Genomic DNA, 18916 nt, shown 5'->3' with positions numbered 1-18916 from the left:
CCGGACCATGGACTTCCCCGCTTTCCCGGACTCCGCCCATCCCATCACCTGGCCCGGAGGCTACCGGGCGGCCGCGTCCTTCACGTTCGATGTGGACGCGGAATCCTGCACCATCGCCCACGATCCCACCAGCACGCGCCGGATGTCGCTCATGACCCACCAGTCATACGGACCCAAGGTTGCTGTGCCGCGGCTGCTGCAGATCCTGCAGCGCCAGGATATCCAGGCCACTTTCTTCGTCCCCGGCTTCACGGCCGAGAGCTACCCCGACGTGGTGCGGCGGATCGTGGACGCGGGCCATGAGATCGCCCACCACGGCTACCTGCACGAACCCATGCAGGGCATCGACGCCGCCACCGAGGCGCGGTACATCGACCGTGGACTGGAAGCACTGGCCAAGGTGGCGGGCGTCCGGCCCGTGGGCTACCGCGCCCCCTGGTGGGAGCTCAACTGGCACTCGCCGGCCCTCCTTGCAGACCGCGGCTTCCTCTACGATTCAAGCCTGCTCGACGGCGATGCACCGTATCGCTTCAGCGTCGCCGAGGGTGACTCCAGGGACCTGGTCGAGATCCCGGTCGACTGGGCATTGGACGACTGGGAGCAGTACGCGTTCTATCCCGGAGTGACCGGCAGCGGCGTCATCGAAAGCCCCGCCAAGGTGCTCGAGATGTGGACGTTGGAAGCCGAGGCGCACCACGCGGCCGGGAGCTGTTTCGTGCTGACCAACCACCCGTTCATCTCGGGCCGGCCCTCCAAGGCTGTGGCACTCGAGCAGCTGATCAGCCGGGTCAAGGCCATGGACGGCATGTGGGTCACCACGATGGCAAAGATCGCCGAGCACACGCGGGACACGGTTTCTGAAGTCCACAGCCATGCGCGGATCGAGGTTCCCCGCTTCCCCGACGCCGGCGCCCGCTTCACTCCGGCGCAGGTCCGCCAGTCCGCGCTGGCTTCCGACCGGCTCCACCACTAACCCCGGACACGCGAACCACGGGACCCTCTCTCACTATCTACCGGAAAAGCCGGAACCCTCTCTCACTTTCTCCAAGACAGTGAGAGAGGGTTCCGGCTTTTGGCGCGACAGGTGAGAGAGCGTTGGGGCAAAAGGCGCAGGAAGTGAGAGAGGGTCCTGGTAGTGGGCGGGGGCTAGACGCCCAGGGCTTCCTTCAGCGCCGCGACGTGGCCCTGGGCCTTGACCTGGTACTGGGCCAGTTTCACTTTGCCTTCGGGGTCGAGAACCACGGTGGAGCGGACAATTCCTTCAGTCACCTCGCCGTCGCGCAGCTTTTCACCCCAGGCGCCGTAGGCCAGTGCAACAGCGTGGTCCTCGTCGGCCAGGAGCGGGAAGGTCAGCGCGAAGTCGCCGGTGAAGTGTGCCAGCTTCTCGGGGGCGTCGGGGGAAACTCCGAGCACCTCGTAGCCGGAACCCTGCAGGGACTCGAGGCTGTCGCGGAAATCGCACGCCTCGGTGGTGCAGCCCGGGGTGGCCGCTTCCGGGTAGAAGTACACAATGACGTTCTTGCCGCGGTAATCGGCCAGCGACGTCGGCTTGCCCTCAGCGTCCGGCAGGGTGAAGTCCGGTGCCTGGGTTCCGGGCTGGAGCTTGGTGGTCAGAGTGGGGGTCATGATGATCCTTCGGGAGTCTGATTACTGACAAAGCTTGCGTACTGAACGGGCTGGCTGCGCTGGTTTCTACTGGCACAACCACCGTTTCAGATGCAGTATTCCGCGGGGCCGCGAACTTTTGTGTGCGGGCCCGGGACGAACTGGTAGCCACCGCCGCGCACCGTGGCGATCGCATGCCGGCCGCGGCGCAGCTTCCGCCGCACCCGGCCCACATACACATCGATGGAACGGGAGGCCGCCGCGGGGGAATCGAACGATTCCAGGAAGAGCCGCAGCTCTTCACGGCTGATGGCCCGCGAACAGTTTTCCACGAGGTAGCGCAGCAGCTTGAATTCGACGCCGGTCAGCGCCACCAGCTTGCCGTCCAGCAGAACCTCGCCGGCGGCAAGATCCACTGACACCAGGCTCGCGGGACCGGCCGACGGCGGCAGGAGAGTGGCGCCGTCGTCGTCCACTTCCGGGGAGTCCTCCGGAAGGGCAGACGACGGCACCCGGGTTCCGCTGCCGGCTGCCCCGTGCGGTCCCCCCGGCAGGGCAGCCTCGGCAGCGGAAGTTGCAGCTCCGGCGGCGGGCCAGACGTGGACTTCCGCCTCCGGAGCAATCTTCAGGGCACGCGCCAGCAACAGTTCCGCGGCGCGCGCCATCACGGCGTCGTCAATGTCCTGCCCGCCGTCCGGCGTCACCCAGACGGCCAGGCCGTGGGCCTTGAGCTGCGGACCCCGCGCCGCTGCCCCGGCCTTCGCCGGAGCAGTGCTCGCCGGAGCGGACGCACATATGCCGCGCGGGGAATGTACCTGGACAGCCACGGCGTGGTTCCTCAGACGCCGCCGCGGCGGATGAGCTTGCCGCTGGGGGTCTGGCCGTCGATCTCATGTCCGCGCAGGAATGTCTTCCGGACCACGCCGGAGAGCGCCTTGCCGTCGTACGGCGTGATGGGGTTCTTGTGCTTGAGCTTGGAAACATCCACCACGAAGGCCTCGTCCGGGGCGAAGACCGAGAAATCGGCGTCGAACCCGAGCGCCAGCTGGCCCTTGTTGGACAGGCGTGCCAGGGCGGCCGGCTTCTCGGCCATCCAGGACACAACCTGCTCCAGCGGGATGCCGCGGTGCCGGGCTTCGGTCCAGATGAGCGAGAGGCCCAGCTGCAGCGAGGAGACACCGCCCCAGGCCACGGCGAAGTCGCCGTTCTCCAGGTCCTTCAGATCCAGCGTCGACGGGGAGTGGTCGGACACGATGCAGTCGATGGTGCCGTCCTGCAGGCCCTTCCAGAGCAGCTCGCGGTTGGAGGCCTCGCGGATCGGCGGGCAGCACTTGTAAGCAGTCGCGCCGTCGGGGATCTCCTCGGCCATGAGCGTGAGGTAGTGCGGGCATGTCTCCACGGTGAGGTGGACGCCGTCGCGCTTTGCGGAGGCGATCATCGGGAGCGCGTCCGAGGAGGAGAGGTGCAGGATGTGGGCGCGGGCACCGGTCCACCGGGCACGTTCGATCACCTCGGCGATGGCCTTGTTTTCGGCGCCTCGGGGGCGGGACGCCAGGAAGGTGGAGTAGTGGTCGCCGCCGGGATGGGGTGCGCGGTCAATGGCGTGCGAGTCCTCGGCGTGCACGATCATGAGCGAGTCGAAGGACTTGAGCTCGGCCATGTCCTCTTCCATCTCGTCCGCTTCCAGGTGCGGGAACTCGTCCACGCCGGAGTGCAGCAGGAAGCACTTGAAACCGAACACGCCCTCGTCGTGCAGCGGGCGCAGGTCCGCCTTGTTGCCGGGAACCGCGCCGCCCCAGAAGCCGACGTCCACGAACGCCTGGTCCTCGGCCACTTCACGCTTGAGCTTGAGACCTTCCACGGTGGTGGTGGGCGGAATGGAGTTCAGCGGCATGTCGATGATGGTGGTGACACCGCCGGCCGCTGCGGCGCGGGTGGCGGACGCGAAGCCCTCCCACTCGGTGCGGCCGGGCTCGTTGACGTGGACGTGGGTGTCCACCAGGCCGGGAATCAGGGTTTCGTCGTCGGCGAGCTGGACCACTTCGGTGCCGGCCAGGCCGTTGCCGAGCGGTTCGATGGCCACGATCTTGCCGCCGCGCACGCCCACTTCACGGGGCGCGATGCCGACCGTGGTGAGGATGCGCTGGCCCCGGATAACGAGGTCAAAGCGTTCTTCAGACATTGAGGGGCTCCTTAGTGCGGGCGCTGTTCACCGGCGTGGTGGGACCGGCCGGGGCGGGGGCCTGGGTCAGGTCCGCCAGTTCCGCGCCGATGTGCTTTCCCAATTGTTCAAGCAGGGGTCCTGCTTCGGCTATACATATTTCTACCTTGGCCTCCAGCGCGGTCAGCGGGTAGACCTGCCGGAATCCGGAATCCTTTTGTTGTTCCGGTGTCAGGGTGGTCCGGCCGCAGACGGCCACCGCCGGAACGCCGGCCTGTTCAGCAGCACGCGCCACGCCCATGGGCGTCTTGCCGAGCAGGCTCTGTTCGTCCAGGCTGCCTTCGCCGGTGATCACCAGGTCGGCGCCGGCCAGCCGGTCGGCCAGCCCGGTGAATTCAAGCACGACGTCGATGCCGGGCCTGCGCGTTGCGGCCAGGACCGCGATGGCGGCGTAGCCCACGCCGCCTGCCGCTCCGGCGCCCGGTGCTTCCGCGGCCTTCAGTGCGCGGGGCCCGATCTCGGCGGCGAGGACGTCCACGAAATGCTGCAACGCCGCGTCGAGGGTTCCGACGTCGTCCGCCGTGGCGCCCTTCTGCGGGCCGAAGATCGCGGGAGCGCCCTCCGCCCCGAGCAAGGGGTTGTCCACGTCGCTGGCCAGGACAAAGCGCGTCTCGTCCAGGCGGGAATCGAAGCCCGAGAAGTCGATCCGGTCCAGCCTGGCGAGGGCCGCGCCGCCCGGCGGCAGTTCGTTGCCGTCGGCGTCGAGGAGTTGCGCGCCGAGTCCCTGCAGGACGCCGGCGCCGCCGTCTGTGTTGGCGCTCCCGCCGACGCCGAGAATGATCTGCCGGCATCCGGCGTCGAGCGCTGCCCGGATCAGTTCACCGGTGCCCAGGCTGGTGGCGCCCTTGGCATCCAGGGTGCCGCCGGGGAGGACGGCGAGGCCGGAAGCCGCTGCCATTTCGATGACCGCTTCGCGGCCGCGGACGGCAAAGTCCGCACGGAGCGGCTGCCCGGTAGGGCCGCTGACCGTGGCGCTCCGGCAGGAGAAGCCGGAGCCGACGGCGGCATCGAGGGTGCCCTCGCCGCCGTCGGCCACCGGAATCCGGAGTACCTCAAGGTTGTGGCCCGTGGCGGACTGCAGCCCGGCAGCCAGGTGCCGGGCCACGTCCGGGGCGGACAGCGAGCCCTTGAACTTGTCCGGGGCGATCACGATCCGCATGGTTAGGCCTGCATCGCCAGGATGGCGGTGGGGGCGTCGGCGCTGGTCTCGGCCAGTTCCTCGAACTCGTTGACCGCGTTGATTTCCAGGCCCATGGAGATGTTGGTGATCTTCTCCAGGATCACTTCCACCACCACGGGAACCTTGAACTCGCCCATGAGCGCCTTGGCCTTGTCGAACGCGGAACCCAGGTCGCTGGGGTCCTCCACGCGGATGGCCTTGCAGCCCAGGCCCTCTGCCACCTTGATGTGGTCCACGCCGTAGCCGTTTGTTTCCGGGGAGTTGATGTTCTCGAAGGCCAGGGACACGTTCTGTTCCATGTTGAAGCCGCGCTGGGACTGGCGGATCAGGCCCAGGTAGGAGTTGTTGACCACCACGTGGATGTACGGCAGGTTGAACTGCGCACCCACGGCCAGTTCCTCGATCATGAACTGGAAATCGTAGTCACCGGACAGGGCAACAACGGTCTCGTCCGGCTTGCCGCGGACAACGCCCAGGGCGGCCGGAGCGGTCCATCCCAGGGGACCTGCCTGGCCGGCGTTGATCCACTTGCGCGGGCCGAACACGTGCAGCATCTGGGCGCCGGCGATCTGGGACAGTCCGATGGTGGAAACGTAGGTGGTGTCCTTGCCGAAGGACTTGTTCATCTCCTCGTACACGCGCTGCGGCTTGATGGGGATGTTCTCGAAGTGCGTCTTGCGGTGCATCGTTGCCTTGCGCTCCGCGCATTCGGCGGCCCAGCCGGAGTAGTCCGGCAGGGATCCGGCGGCCCGGCGCTCACGGGCCAGCTCAATCAGCCCGGCCAGCGCCGCACCGGCGTCGGACGCGATGCCGAAGTCCGGGGAGAACACGCGGCCGATCTGCGTGGGCTCGATGTCGATGTGCACGAAGGTGCGGCCGGCCGTGTAGGTGTCCAGCCCGCCGGTGTGGCGGTTGGCCCAGCGGTTGCCGATGCCGATCACGAAGTCGCTGCGCAGGTAGTTCTCGTTACCGTAGCGGTGCGAGGTCTGCAGGCCCACCATGCCGGCCATCAGCGGGTGGTCATCGGAGATTGCGCCCCAGCCCATCAGGGTGGGGATGACCGGAACGCCCAGCAGCTCGGCCAGTTCCACCAGCTGCTCGGAGGCGCCGGCGTTGATGATGCCGCCGCCGGCCACGATCAGCGGGCGCTCACCTGCGGTCAGCATGTCCAGGGCCTTTTCCAGCTGCTTGCGGCTGGCTTTGGGCTTCTCAACGGGCAGGGGCTCGTAGGTGTCGATGTCGAACTCGATCTCGGCCATCTGCACGTCGATCGGCAGGTCCAGCAGGACGGGGCCGGGGCGGCCGGAGCGCATCAGCTGGAAGGCCTTCTGGAAGGCGCCGGGAACCTGGCCGGGCTCCAGGATGGTCATGGCCATCTTCGTGACGGGCTTGGCGATGGACTCGATGTCCACGGCCTGGAAGTCTTCCTTGTGCAGCTTGGCCACGGGGGCCTGGCCGGTGATGCACAGCATGGGGATGGAATCGGCCCACGCCGCGTACAGGCCGGTGATCATGTCGGTGCCTGCCGGGCCGGAGGTGCCGATGCAGATGCCGATGTTGCCGTCCTTGGCGCGGCTGAAGCCGTCCGCCATGTGGCTGGCGCCCTCAACATGGCGGGCCAGCGTGTGGCGGATCCCGCCGTGGGCCCGCATGGCCGAATAGAAGGGGTTGATTGCCGCACCTGGCAGGCCGAACGCCTCGGTGGCGCCCTCCTTTTCCAGGATCGCGACGGCAGCGTCTACGGTGCGCATCTTGGTCATGGTGTACTCCTAGGGAAACTTTGGGGCCCTCTCGGGCTGTTTTTGGGTGTGGTGGGGGAGCCGCCGTCGTTGATGTACGACGGCGGTTGCCCGGTTTTGCTTGTTGTCCGGCTACTGCCGGAGGTGCTTTACTTCCGGCCGCTGAGCTGGAGGACCTGCTTGAAGAGGCCCGAGTGGTCCAGTGCGCCGTCGCCCTGGTTGACGGTGGCGGCGACGAGTTGTGCGACGACGGCGCCGAGGGGGACGGCGACGTTGGCTTCGCGGGCGGCGGAGGTGACGATGCCGAGGTCCTTGTGGTGCAGGGCCAGGCGGAAGCCGGGGTCGAAGTTGCGGTCCAGCATCTTCTGGCCCTTCTGGTCCAGGACCTTGGAGCCGGCGAGGCCGCCGCCGAGGACCTTGAGGGCTGCGTCGGTGTCCACGCCGTAGGCCTCAAGGAAGGCGATGGCTTCGGCCAGGACCTCGATGTTGACGGCGACGATCAGCTGGTTGGCTGCCTTGACGGTCTGGCCGGAGCCTGCGGGGCCGACGTGGACGATGGTCTTGCCGACGGCGTTGAGGACGTCCTGGGCTGCCTCGAAGTCTGCCGCTTCGCCGCCGACCATGATGGAGAGGGCGGCGTCGATGGCACCCTGTTCGCCGCCGGAGACCGGCGCGTCGAGCGGGCGGATGCCTGCTGCGACTGCGTCCTCGGCCAGGCGCTTGGCGACGTCCGGGCGGATGCTGCTGGCGTCAATCCACAAGGTGCCCTTCTTCGCATTGGCGAAGACGCCCTCGGGACCGCTGACTACGCCCTCAACGTCGGGGGAGTCCGGGACCATGGTGATCACGACGTCGGCGTCCTTGACGGCGTCCGCGATGCTCGTAGCGCCCTTGCCGCCTTCGGAGACCAGCTTGTCGATCTTGTCCTGGCTGCGGTTGAAACCGGTGACGGTGTGGCCGGCCTTGACGAGGTTGATGGCCATGGGCAGGCCCATGATTCCGAGTCCGATGACTGAAACGTTGCTCATTGTGGTTCTCTTTCTGAAGTCTGTGGTGGTGCCGGTGGTTGAGCTCGTCGAAACCGCTACTGGCTGACGCGCTGGCGGATGGCCCAGCTGAAGGCGGTTTCCTGCGGTTCCTTGTATTCGAGGCCGATGTAGCCCTCGTAGCCGAGTTCGCGGCTGCGGGCGATCCATTCGCCGAGCGGAAGCTCTCCGGTTCCGGGAGCCCCGCGGCCGGGGTTGTCGGCGATCTGGATGTGGCCGAAGTCCTTCGCGTGCTTTTCGATGACGGCGGCGACGTCGTCCCCGTTGACGGCCAGGTGGTAGAAGTCGGCGAGGAGCTTGATGTTCTCCGCGCCGGATTCCTCCTTGACCCGGGCAATGACGTCAAGTGCGTCCTGGGCTTTGAGGAGCGGGTACCTGGGGGCGCCGCTGACCGGTTCCAGCAGGACGGTGCCGCCGATGCGGGCCACTCCTTCGGCTGCGGCGGCCAGGTTCCGGGCGCCCAGTTCGTCCTGCTCCTCCGGGGTGAATTCGTCCTGCCGGTTGCCGTACAGGGCGTTGAAGGCTTTGCAGCCGAGGCGCCCGCCGATGCCGGCGACGACGTCGATGTTGTCCTTGAACTCGGAGCAGCGTCCCTTCCAGGAGACCAGTCCGCGGTCGCCGCCGGGCATGTTGCCGGCGTTGAAGTTCAGGCCGGTGAGCTGCACGCCGGCGTCGGTGATGGCGCGCTCGAAGGCCGTGGTCTCGGCGTCGGTGGGGACGGAAGTTTCAAAAGGCCACCAGAACTCGACGGCGTCAAAGCCGGCGGCCTTCGCGGCGGCGGGCCGCTCGAGCAGGGGCAGCTCTGTCAGCAGGATGGAGCAGTTCACTGTGTACGTCATCGTAGGTCCTTCCGAGGAGGGGGCTTTGATCTAGCTTCCTAAGCTTCTCGCCGCTTCGCGATTCCGCTAGGCGATTCTGCGAGATATTTTCACTTGGTGGAAATTAGATTCTGCTTTATGAAAAGTGTAGGGAAGGATGGGGGCGGGAGTCAAGGGCTGACGATGCTGGCACTTTTCGTGGAATCCGGCTATCGTCCCCGACCCGAAAGCCTTAAGCTGTAGATCGTAAGCATGCTTCGTATCTTGAAGGAGTGGTTCAAGTGGGCAAAGTACCGGTTCTCGGATTGGCAGCAGCGGTCCTCTCATTGGCGGCGTGCACGGGTGGTGGAGGCGGCACCGCGAGCCCCACGGCGACGACCGCCACCACCGAGGCGGCCCAGGACAAGGTGTATACCGAGGACGAGCTCCGCGAATTGATCTCCGGCATGAAGGACGCCGAAGGCAACGAGCTCAAGCTCTATTCCAAGGACCAGGTGGACCAGGGCGGGCGCATTGCAAGCCTGCTCATGAGTGCGGCGAAGACGGACCCCGAGGGCTGCAAATCCATCGCCACCGCCGGCCTGCTGGACACGGTGGACAAGGGGGAGGTGGCAGTCGCCATTTCAGAGAGCAAAGAGCCGCGTACTGTCTCAGCCCAGTCCGGCAGCGAAGGGCCCGACGCGGTCGGACTGCTCCAGGAGCTCAGCGGCAAGATGGATCAGTGCGACAAGTTCTCCCTTGACGTGCTGGGCCAGAAATACGAAGTCTCCAGCAAGGAACTGCAGGCCGAGACGGACGCCGAGGAAACCTTCGCCACCGTCAGCACGCGCGGAACCGGCACCGCGGACATGCTGATGCAGGTCTCCGCCGCCGAGGGCAGGCTCCTGGTTGTTGCCACGAAGGGCGGCGCGGACCTTGGGAGCAGTGATCAGAAGGAGCTGGAAGAGGTAATCAACCGGGTCCTGCAAAAGGCTGAAGGCGGAACGGCGAGTGCCAGCCCGACCTCAACCGGCACCGCCTCGTCCACGGGTACGGCCACGGTCACCGTGACCCCTTCGGAATCGTCGACGCCGACGGAAACGGAGTCAGGGGACGGCGCCACTTCCTCGCCGTCGCCTACGTCCACCGTCACCCCGTAGCGTCGCAAGCCGCCGCCGGCAGTCCGTCGGCGGCGGACACATGGAAGGACTGGCTCCTTACGGAGCCAGTCCCTGATCCAGCCGGATACTAGTGCCGCTTGAAGGCGTGCCTGAACTTTTCGCCGGCCTGCTTGAGGTCGGCCCTGATGGCGCGGCCTTTGCCTTCGGCCCTCATGCGGCGGTCGCCGGTGGCTTCCCCGGCGGCTTTCTTTCCCTTGCCGTGAAGTCGCTCCGCGGCGTTGTGGATCCTGTCACCCAAACCCATTGCGGTCCTCCTTGTGGTGCGGCCGATGCGGCTGGTTGCCGCAATTCCCGCCACTTAAATTGTAGGAACTCTGGCTGCCACTTCGCGATGGCCTGATGCTGAAATCCCGGCGGTACCCGACACGGCGGAGACCGGGACGTCCTGAGTCTGCAGCGGTATCCGGATAATGAAGGAGGATCCAAGGCCGACGTCGGAGTGCACCGTTACCGCTCCGCCGTGGGCCTGGGCGATGGCGGACACGATGGCCAGCCCGAGCCCGGATCCGTGGTCTCCGCGGCCGTGGGCCGCACGGCCGAAACGTTCGAAGATCCGCTGCTGGTCCTCGGCGGCTATGCCGGTGCCGGTGTCCCGCACCCAGATCAGCAGCGTGCCGGATTCCGGGGCGTAGTTCTCCTCGGGTTGCGCGGTGTGGTCGATCCTGCTGCCCAGGGCGATGGTGGACGTGCTCTCGGTGTACCTGACGGCGTTGGCGGCCAGCTGCGCCACCGCCTGCGTCAGCCGCTGGGGGTCCGCCTCGATGGTGCAGTCCGCGGTTTCGTCTATGACCCACGTGCGGTCCGCCAGCACGTGCACCTTCTCCATCACGTGGCGCAGGAATTCCGGCACCCTGACGGGCTCTTTCCGGACAAAGTCCGGGTGGCTGGCATTGGCGAGCATGAGAAGGTCGTCCACCAGCCGCTGCATGCGGTCCACCTCTTCGAGCAGCACATCCCTGGTGGTGGCGACGTCTTCCGGATCATCGATGGAGACCAGTTCCAGGTGCCCGCGCAGAATCGTCAGTGGTGTGCGCAACTCGTGCCCGGCGTCGTCCAGGAACTGCTGCTGTTGCCTCGCGCCCTCATCCAGCCGTTCGAGCATGGTGTTGAACGTCTTGGCGAGCAGGGTCACGTCGTCGGATCCGTCTCGCACTTCAACGCGCTGAGTGAGGTCCTCGTGGCTGACCACCTGGGTGGCTTCGCGGAGGCGGCGGAGCGGGTTCAGGAGGCGGCCGGCCACCAGGCTTCCCAGTGCTGCAGCGCCCAGGAGCGTGCCGGCCGCAACCAGGGTGTACGTGTGCACGGAGGAGACGGTGTGCTCGCGCTGGTCGGCGGTCTCCTTGCCCACCAGGAAGTAGGTCAGGGTGGCTTCGTTGGCTGCCGGAACGGGCAGGACCACAGTCCGGAGCCGTCGTCCTTCAAAGTTCAGGTCGCCGAAGGCGGTACCGGAGGCATTCGCGAGCGCGGCGGCCGCCGGGTACATGTCCTTGGCCAGCAGCCTTTCGTCCGATGCGCCTTCGAGGGTCCACGTAACCTTCCCGTCCCGGATGGTTCCCATGACTTCGTTGCTTCGGGGCTCGATGTCGTCCGCGGCATCGCGTAGCTGCTTCGTGAATGTCTTGGTGGCTGCAGCGTCACTCGTCCTTGCGAGCTTGATGACAGCTTCGGCTTTGTCCAGGAGCGCCTGGTCCACCCGGGCGTCCGCCTCCTGGAACTGGACGGCAAAGGTAATGAAGCCGGCAACGCACAGCCCGGCGGCCATCATGGCCAGCATGGCGGCCACAACGCGGAACCTCACGGAGGAGATCTTGGCCTTCCAGCTGGAAGTGCCGGGGTCGTTCACTGTGGCGCTTTCGCCCGGTTTCCGGGCCGTTGGATCGCTCATGGCGCTGGATCCTTCATGACGTTGCCAGCCGGTAACCAGCACCGCGGGCGGTCACAATTCGTTCGGCCCCGATCTTCTGGCGGAGCTGGCGCACGTACACATCCACCACGTTGGAAGTGCCGTCGAAGTCGTAACCCCACACCTGGCTGAGGAGCTGTTGGCGGCTCAGGATCTGGCCGGGGTGGTGCAGGAACATTTCCACCAGGGCGAACTCGCGGGCCGAAAGTTCCACTGTCTTGTCGCCCACCCGGAGCGTGTGGGTGTGGAGGTTCAACTCCAGGGATCCGTAGCGCATGGTGTTGCCCGCCAGTGCGTCGGTGGTGTCGGACGGGCGCAGGCGCAACCTGATGCGGGCCAGGAGCTCATCGAACCCGAACGGCTTGGCCATGTAGTCATCCGCGCCGCCCTCCAAGCCTGCCACCGTGTCCGCGGCCGAGTCCCGCGCGGTCAGGAAGATGACCGGAATGCTCAGGTGGTCCCGCCGCAGCACACTGAGCACGGTGAAACCGTCCAGGCGGGGAAGTCCGACGTCGAGAAGCAGCAGGTCGTACTCTCCGCTGGAGGCGTAGTCGATGGCGGTGACCCCGTCCGAAACCACGGTGGGGGCGTAGCCGGCCGCGCGCAGGCCCTTTTCGATGAACCTGGCGATGCGCTCTTCGTCTTCGGCAACCAGTATGCGGATCACGGCTCACCTTCGGAGACGTGGCATCCGGGCCTGCGCCGGCTCGTGGAATCGCATGTGTACGCTCCTGGCGACATTCCGGGGAATTCGACGTCCAAGAATACCTGGGGGTCTCCTGGGTGATTCTTGGAGGGGTCCGGGGGAGCGGTGGTGGCCGATCCGCCGAGACAGCGAGCATGTTACGGACCCCCGTATATAACCACTTGTCGGCAAAAAATACACGAGTGGTGATTACTTGTTTAGGGAGGGCGACCAGTGCCGGAGTACTCAGATGTACTTAGATTCACGCCGGATCCGTGGGCGAAAGCGGACGACGGCGGCGGGCTGGTTAAGTTCGACCCACCCTGCCAGCGCTCCCGGCAAACGTCAATCCCCTAAAACATTTCTGCCGTTGGACGGAGAAGCCGCCGGACGGAAGAGCCAGGGGCTGCTTCGCCCCTGGCTCGTGGAACTGCTGAACGGTCAGCGGATAACGGCTACGTCGCTCTTCTCCCAGCGGGTCCAGTCAGACCAGTTGTTGCCGGACCTCACGCGGAAGGAAACTTCCTGGAACACCCTGTCGCGAGAAGGGTCCCTCTTCACGTTGTCCCTGCTGTGGATAATGACGCGGCCATCGTGCCTGTCGAAACGCTCGGTGAACGTGCTGCGGCCCAGGAACGTGTCATGGCGGCGTGAATCCTGCTCAAAGCGCCGCTGGCGGACTTCCACGGTCTTGTTGCCGTTGCAGTCGACGCTGATCCTGAAGTCCGCCCGGTTGTAGCGCAGGTCCGTGGGCTTCAGCGGATCAACGGTACAACCGCGGAGGGACGTCGAGGCGTCCGCAGGCGCAGCCAGCGCGACAGGTCCGCCGACAAGCCCCAGGGAAACAGCCGAAATCAAGGCAAAGCGGGTTCCGAAGGGGCGGGTTTTGGTTGAGGGGATGATGGACATTTCTCTTGCTCCTACAAAAAGGATGCGAGTGATTATTTTCGGACAAGGCTAGCCAGCCGCGTGATCACTCCCCTGTGAAGCGGTAACCAGTTCCGTCCGCTTTCAAACAGCACACCCGGCCTCCGCGGGGGCTTGACTCCGGGCTTGTCCCACGTAAATTCGTGGCCCGGTAGTACAATCGTCCGCCTGCTTTTGCCGCGGCGCCAGAGCCCTTGCGCACCTTTTTTCCGCGAATTGACGGGGAAATATCGGGTTTATTCCGGATGTTCGGCATCCGGATATGTCGGCCCTCTGGGCATGGAACCACCCACCGTGGGAGTTTCCATCTTGCGGTTAAACAATTCCGCAGTATGGATTTAGCATTCCGGAAACACGAGGTCCCTAGCGTTGCCCGTGACCTGAAGGCGTCCAGCGCCTTATCCCCGTTGATTGGCAGCCCTGATGAAACTCGCCTCGCCCCTACCGTCCGACACCAGCAGCACGCCCCCGAAGAAGCCGCTCTACAAGTCGCTCTTCTTCCAGATCCTCGTGGCCGTGTGCCTGGGTATAGGGATCGGCCACTTCTGGCCTGATCTCGGCTCGGCCCTGCGGCCGCTGGGCGACGGTTTCATCCAACTGATCAAGATGATCATCGCGCCACTGATCTTCCTGGTGATCGTCACGGGCATCTCCGCCGTGGGTGACGTGAAGGCCGTGGGCCGGGTGGGCGTGAAGGCGCTGGTGTACTTTACCGGGGCTACGCTCTTCGCCCTGGTGTTCGGGCTGGTGGTGGGCAACATTGTCCAGCCCGGCGCCGGCCTGAACATCGATCCCAGTACCCTGTCCCAGGATGCCCTCAACGCCAAGACCGGCACGGCACCCCCGAAGGACGCCGGCGCGTTCCTGCTCGGCATCATTCCCACCAGTGTGGTGGGGGCCTTCGCCTCCAACAGCCTGCTGCAGGTGCTCTGCTTCTCGGTGTTCTTCGGAGCTGCCATCGTGGTGGTGGGGCGGGAACGCTGCCTGCCTGTGGTGACCCTTCTGGAGACGGTACTGGAGCTGTTCTTCAAGATCATGGGCTGGGTGATGCGGGTTGCCCCGGTGGGAGCATTCGGTGCCATGGCGTTCATCATCGGCCAGTACGGGCTCGGCTCGCTGAGCACCTACGCGCTGCTGATCGCGGCCTGCTACGGGGCGGCCATCATCTTCATCGGGCTGCTGTTCGTGGTGGCCTGGGTGTATCCGCGGGTCCCGCTGTGGCAGTTCATCAAGTACAGCCGCGAAGAATTCCTGCTGGCTCTGGGCACGGCGTCCACTGAGTCCGTGCTGCCGCGCATCATGACCAAGCTGACCAACGCCGGATGCTCGCGGGCCACCACGGGACTGGTGGTGCCCACCGGGTACTCCTTCAACCTTGACGGCGCCGCGCTGTACCTTTCCATTTCCCTGCTGTTCCTGGCCCAGGCCTTCGGGCACAACCTCGACCTTGGCCAGCAACTCGCCGCCCTGGGCATCCTGATGCTGACCTCCAAGGGCATGGCGGGCGTCCCCGGTTCGGCCTTCCTGGCGCTCTCGGCAACCGCAGCCGCGTTGGGCATCTTCCCGGTGGCCGGCGTGGCCCTGCTCCTGGGCGCCGACCGCCTGATGGACTCCATGCGTGTCTCCGTGAACCTGTTGGGCAACTGCGTGGCCACGTTCGTGGTGGCCAAATGGGAGGGCCAGTTCGACCGTGATGCCATGCTGCGCGCCTTTAGCGGGGAGCTCCCGGAAGTAGCGGTAAACGCTGGAGGCACGATGGCGGACCTTACGGTTGCGCCTGCATCGGCAAGGTAAGGATCTCGGCGCCGTCCTCGGTGATGGCGATGGTGTGCTCGCTGTGTGCTGTCCGGCAGCCTGTCGCACTCCGGAGCGTCCACCCGTCGGCATCTGTGACTAGCTTGGCGGTGTCCGCCATGACCCACGGCTCCAGTGCCAGCAGCAGCCCGGGGCGCAGCTGGAATCCGCGGCCGGGGCGTCCGGTGTTCGGGACGTGCGGGTCCTGGTGCATCGTTGATCCGATGCCATGCCCCCCGAACTCGGTGTTGATCGGGTAGCCTGCCTCGCTGAGGACGGTGCCGATGGCATGGGAGATGTCGCCGATGCGGGCTCCGGGGCGGGCGGCGGCTATCCCTGCGCTCAATGCGCGTTCGGTCGCGCTGATCATCGCGACACTCTCCGCAGGTTTTGAGTCGCCCACGATGAAGCTGATGGCGGAATCTGCGGCGACTCCGTCTTTGGAGACGGCGAGGTCGAGTGTCAGCAGGTCGCCGTCGGCAAGCGTGTAGCGGTGCGGCAGTCCGTGAAGCACGGCGTCGTTGACGGCCGTGCAGATGTAGTGGCCGAACGGCCCGCGGCCGAAGGACGGCTCGTAGTCGACGTAGCAGGACTGCGCTCCGGCTTCGGCGATCATGGCCTTGGCCCACCGGTCGATGTCCAAGAGGTTTGTGCCCACCGTGCTGCGGCTTTTGAGCGTCTGGAGGATGTGGGCGACCAGGGCGCCGGCCTCCTTCGCCCGGTGCAGTTCGGTAGGGTTCAGGATCTCGATCATGCGGCGCCTTTCTCTGGAACCAATAACTATACCGGCCATATTATCCCGGTATTAGAATTGGAGCCATGGTCAGGTTGCCCCTCACACCCGTCGAAGTCGAGCGCGGACAGCGTCTCGGCGCCCTGCTGCGCCTCGCCAGGGGAGAGCGCTCGATGCTCGATGTCGCGCTCGATGCCCGCGTCTCGCCGGAGACACTCCGGAAGATCGAGACGGGCCGCATAGCCACTCCGGCATTCCCCACCATCGCGGCGATCGCCGATGTCCTGGGCCTCTCTCTCGATGCGGTCTGGGCCGAGATCAACCAGCCCGAACGTGGCATTGAACCGGCCCGCCCCGGTCACAGGGAACGGGAGCGGTTGGCCTCGTAAGCTCTCAACCCCGGCCGCTCAGCGGACCCGCTGGAGCGCCGGCAGCTGGTCCCCGATCAGCGCCAGGTTCTGGATCACCGCCAGGCTGAACTGGGCGGTGTCGTTGGTGGACACCGTGGGGGCTTCGTCCACGGCTGTGAGGACATAGGGAGGTTCGATCCTCTGCAGCGTGAATGCTTCCGCGTGGTTGAGGTGTTCGCCGCCCTCGGCGAAGCTGGTCCAGGCCCGGGTGGCCAGTTCAGCGTCCCCCAGCCGCGACGCTGCATAGGCGCTGAGCCGGCTGTGGGCCTGCGTCAGGTGGATTCCGTCCAGCGGCTGGCCCACCTCGGCAGCCTGTTCTTCAGGTGATGCCAAGAAGAGCCGGCAGTACTGCAGCCACGCGCGTTCAAAGTTGGCGTCCGGCACCAGATCGATGAGCTCGCTGCAGATTTCCACCAGCCCGAACACCGCGGAAAGGTGAGAAACCAGGATCATGTCGCGTCCGGCGTCGAACCGTCCGGTATCCATGTTGTACAGCGCCTCGCCCGTGAGGAAGCCGTATTTCAGCGCGCCGATGTCCGCCATGGTGCCCAGCAGCCTGTCCCGCGACCGCGGGTTACCGGTGCGTTCCCAGTCGGTGAGCCAGGTGGCGGCCAGCGATCCCCAGTCCGTCCCCAGTCCCACGGCAAGGGCGCTGCGGTCCGGACGGTAGGTGGCGCTGTCCGTGCGGACTTTCCGGGTGGGGTCCAGGCCCAGGAAGTTCCGGTCGCTGTCCACCAGTTCTGACAGCAGGTCACCGGTGCGTTCGTCCGCCGTCAGGTAGTAGTAGAAGCGCCGGTAGGCCGGGGTGCTGATCCGCAGCTGCTTCGCGCTGCAGCCCCAGTGCTGGACGTTGTGCCGGGAACCCAGGCCGCGCCACTCGCCCAGGTGGTAGACATCCACCTCGCCGGTGTGCCGCGTCATGGCCTCGGCAAGGCGGAACACGTCACTGCGGCCGGTGCGAAGGTACGTGTACCAGAGCCACAGGTCGGGGGAGAGCTCCGAGTTGTCCCAGGCGTAGCCGCCCACGTCGTACCGCCACGCGTGCCGGTCGAAGTCGTAGGTGTGCATCACGTCGCCGTAGTTCCAGAACCCGTACCAGCGGCGCTGTTCCACCTGGCCCTGGTAGAAGTCGACCAGGAAATCCAGCTTGTCCTCGAGTGCGGCCCGCTCCGGGGTGCTGCGGTCCACGGGCGCCCAGTCGCCGAACACGCCGGCCGAGTGCAGGTGCCAGGGCGTGGCCTGCAGCATCGCGGGGGTCGACGCGGCGCCGGCATCGGCGGCGAGGGACGCGGTGTCCGGCGTGGAATCGTAGGCAAAGAGCGTCAGTTCGTGGGTGCGGGCGATGCCGTGCGGATTGCCGAAGCCGGGCTCGTAGTCCTCGTAGGTTATTTCCAGGCCCTCGAGCTGGTCCTCGAAAGTGTCCTGCCCCAGGCCGTCGTGGTAGAACCGCAGGTCCATGGGCTTCGCCTCGGGGGAGTAGAGCCAGGCCGTCACCGAGGCCCGGGCCGTGGCGGCGCCGCGGATGTCCAGCTGGCCCGGGTGGGACTGCCAGAAGTCACGGATGCCGATGCCGAAGCCGCCGCGCGGATCGCTGAGGGAGCAGAAGCCGGACGCCCGCGTACCGCCGGAGATTCCCACCCAGCCGTGGCCCTCGCCGGTCCGCTTGCGGAGCTCGAATCCGTCAGCGCTGAGCTGGGTGAGGGTGTAGTCGTTCCACGCGGGGATGAGATGCAGCCGCCTGGACACCAGCTCGCTCCACTCCTCCAGGGGCGGCGTCGGCTGTCCTCCTATCTGGGCGCGCCGGACGTCCTCGCCGGGATCGCGGCGCAGGCCGGTCAGCCCGCGCACCGCTTCGGTGAGGAAACCGCCGTCGGCCCCCGCGATGCGCACATGCCGGTCGTGCAGCTGGTGCTCCAGCGGCACCGTGAAACGGACGCCCAGGCCGGCCAGGAAGTCACGGTCCGCATCGCCGTCCCAGATGAACGAGTGGAGCATGCGCACGCTGCGGGCGCCGGCATGGAAGTAGAACCGGACCACGAACGGCAGCCAGCTTCGCCGCTTCCCGTCCGTGTCCGCGTGGTCCGGCCGGTGGGTGCCCTCCAGCCGCACCACTGCGCGGACCGGGCCATGTTGTTCAAGCACGACGGCGGTTACCTCGCCGGTGAACGACTGCCGGCTCACGCTGCCGGGGCCGTCCGGGACGCAGTCCTGGAGGAGGCTGACCAGCCGGGCGTCTTCTGCCACGACGGCGCCGCCGCAGGAGAGGGAGTTGAACAGGGTGTCACCGCGGCGGTTGATGACCATGGCCAGAGTGCCCGTGGAGACTGTGAGGCTATCTTCCGACTCCGTCACCGTAATCAGCGGTGACGGTTCGGGCGCCGGCGGGGCGCCGCCGTCGGACGTCACGCGGTAATGCGCCGAGGGCGAATCGATTGCCGGCAGCGCGATGCCGGCCCATTTCAGCGATCCGTCCGGCCAGGTGGCGAGGGGCCAGGCCTGCGAGGGGACAGGCCGCCCGTCCGCGTCCGAAACGGTGATCCCGTCGACGCCGGTGAGAGACCCCCGGGTGAACGGCATGCCCCAGGTGGTGCCGCCGGGAAGCTCCGCGGGGGCCTCGCCGTCGAGCCAGTTGAGTGTGGCGTCGGTCATCGTTGTCCGTCTCCTTCGACCTGCATTTGTATCGTTTCAATCACAC

Annotated in this window: 17 protein-coding genes; 4 read left to right on the top strand and 13 right to left on the bottom strand. The window is 66.4% G+C overall.

Annotated elements, in window-relative coordinates:
• Positions 1-7: 7 nt before the first annotated feature.
• Positions 8-973 (top strand): polysaccharide deacetylase family protein, encoded by a 966-nt coding sequence (locus ACSQ1X_RS19000; RefSeq protein ID WP_436058843.1) that lies wholly within the window; start codon positions 8-10, stop codon positions 971-973.
• 173 nt (positions 974-1146) lie between these two features.
• Here the strand turns inward: ACSQ1X_RS19000 and bcp are convergent, their stop codons facing one another.
• The 7 genes from bcp to ACSQ1X_RS18965 form a co-directional block, all read right to left on the bottom strand.
• Complete coding sequence (gene bcp / locus ACSQ1X_RS18995) at positions 1147-1626, bottom strand: thioredoxin-dependent thiol peroxidase (RefSeq protein ID WP_055798141.1); 480 nt, start codon at positions 1624-1626, stop codon at positions 1147-1149.
• A gap of 86 nt (positions 1627-1712) precedes the next feature.
• Positions 1713-2432 (bottom strand): winged helix-turn-helix domain-containing protein, encoded by a 720-nt coding sequence (locus ACSQ1X_RS18990; protein ID WP_436058842.1) that lies wholly within the window; start codon positions 2430-2432, stop codon positions 1713-1715.
• Positions 2433-2443: 11 nt separating this feature from the next.
• Positions 2444-3787, bottom strand: a complete 1344-nt coding sequence (allB, locus tag ACSQ1X_RS18985) for an allantoinase AllB (protein ID WP_436058841.1) — start codon at positions 3785-3787, stop codon at positions 2444-2446.
• Positions 3780-4985, bottom strand: a complete 1206-nt coding sequence (locus ACSQ1X_RS18980; RefSeq protein WP_436058840.1) for a glycerate kinase — start codon at positions 4983-4985, stop codon at positions 3780-3782. The genes allB and ACSQ1X_RS18980 overlap by 8 nt, the downstream gene beginning before the upstream one ends.
• Positions 4986-4987: 2 nt before the next feature.
• Positions 4988-6766, bottom strand: a complete 1779-nt coding sequence (gcl, locus tag ACSQ1X_RS18975) for a glyoxylate carboligase (RefSeq protein ID WP_436058839.1) — start codon at positions 6764-6766, stop codon at positions 4988-4990.
• Between the two features lie 128 nt (positions 6767-6894).
• Entirely contained in the window at positions 6895-7773 is an 879-nt protein-coding gene (locus ACSQ1X_RS18970) for a 2-hydroxy-3-oxopropionate reductase (protein WP_436058838.1), read from the bottom strand.
• A gap of 56 nt (positions 7774-7829) precedes the next feature.
• The gene (locus ACSQ1X_RS18965) at positions 7830-8630 is read right to left on the bottom strand and encodes a hydroxypyruvate isomerase family protein (RefSeq protein WP_436058837.1); all 801 of its coding nucleotides are present in this window, start codon (positions 8628-8630) and stop codon (positions 7830-7832) included.
• Between the two features lie 260 nt (positions 8631-8890).
• Between ACSQ1X_RS18965 and ACSQ1X_RS18960 the strand changes: the two genes are divergently transcribed.
• Positions 8891-9748 carry a hypothetical protein gene (locus ACSQ1X_RS18960; protein WP_436058836.1) on the top strand — a complete coding sequence of 286 codons (858 nt, stop codon included), beginning with the start codon at positions 8891-8893 and terminating at the stop codon, positions 9746-9748.
• Positions 9749-9836: 88 nt separating this feature from the next.
• Here the strand turns inward: ACSQ1X_RS18960 and ACSQ1X_RS18955 are convergent, their stop codons facing one another.
• The 4 genes from ACSQ1X_RS18955 to ACSQ1X_RS18940 form a co-directional block, all read right to left on the bottom strand.
• Entirely contained in the window at positions 9837-10013 is a 177-nt protein-coding gene (locus tag ACSQ1X_RS18955) for a CsbD family protein (RefSeq protein ID WP_436058835.1), read from the bottom strand.
• Between the two features lie 54 nt (positions 10014-10067).
• Positions 10068-11654 (bottom strand): sensor histidine kinase, encoded by a 1587-nt coding sequence (locus ACSQ1X_RS18950; protein WP_436058834.1) that lies wholly within the window; start codon positions 11652-11654, stop codon positions 10068-10070.
• 13 nt (positions 11655-11667) lie between these two features.
• Positions 11668-12339 (bottom strand): response regulator transcription factor, encoded by a 672-nt coding sequence (locus ACSQ1X_RS18945; RefSeq protein ID WP_436058833.1) that lies wholly within the window; start codon positions 12337-12339, stop codon positions 11668-11670.
• A gap of 459 nt (positions 12340-12798) precedes the next feature.
• Positions 12799-13266 carry a hypothetical protein gene (locus ACSQ1X_RS18940; protein WP_436058832.1) on the bottom strand — a complete coding sequence of 156 codons (468 nt, stop codon included), beginning with the start codon at positions 13264-13266 and terminating at the stop codon, positions 12799-12801.
• A gap of 441 nt (positions 13267-13707) precedes the next feature.
• On the opposite strand from ACSQ1X_RS18940, the gene ACSQ1X_RS18935 reads away from it, so the two are divergent.
• Positions 13708-15078: a cation:dicarboxylate symporter family transporter gene (locus ACSQ1X_RS18935; RefSeq protein ID WP_436058831.1), complete on the top strand. Its 1371-nt coding sequence runs from the start codon at positions 13708-13710 to the stop codon at positions 15076-15078.
• Here the strand turns inward: ACSQ1X_RS18935 and map are convergent.
• A complete protein-coding gene (map, locus tag ACSQ1X_RS18930) occupies positions 15050-15832 on the bottom strand; it encodes a type I methionyl aminopeptidase (RefSeq protein WP_436058830.1) in 783 nt (260 codons plus the stop codon). The two genes, ACSQ1X_RS18935 and map, sit on opposite strands and share 29 nt — an antisense overlap.
• A gap of 65 nt (positions 15833-15897) precedes the next feature.
• Between map and ACSQ1X_RS18925 the strand changes: the two genes are divergently transcribed.
• Positions 15898-16200, top strand: a complete 303-nt coding sequence (locus tag ACSQ1X_RS18925) for a helix-turn-helix transcriptional regulator (RefSeq protein WP_436058829.1) — start codon at positions 15898-15900, stop codon at positions 16198-16200.
• An 18-nt stretch (positions 16201-16218) separates the two neighbouring features.
• Here the strand turns inward: ACSQ1X_RS18925 and ACSQ1X_RS18920 are convergent, their stop codons facing one another.
• The gene (locus ACSQ1X_RS18920; RefSeq protein WP_436058828.1) at positions 16219-18870 is read right to left on the bottom strand and encodes a Tat pathway signal sequence domain protein; all 2652 of its coding nucleotides are present in this window, start codon (positions 18868-18870) and stop codon (positions 16219-16221) included.
• Between the last annotated feature and the right edge of the window lie 46 nt (positions 18871-18916).

Source organism: Arthrobacter sp. LjRoot78 (assembly GCF_964254335.1).
Taxonomy (GTDB): domain Bacteria; phylum Actinomycetota; class Actinomycetes; order Actinomycetales; family Micrococcaceae; genus Arthrobacter.
Note: the sequence above shows the minus strand (reverse complement) of the source record. Positions and strands in the feature narration are given on the sequence as shown.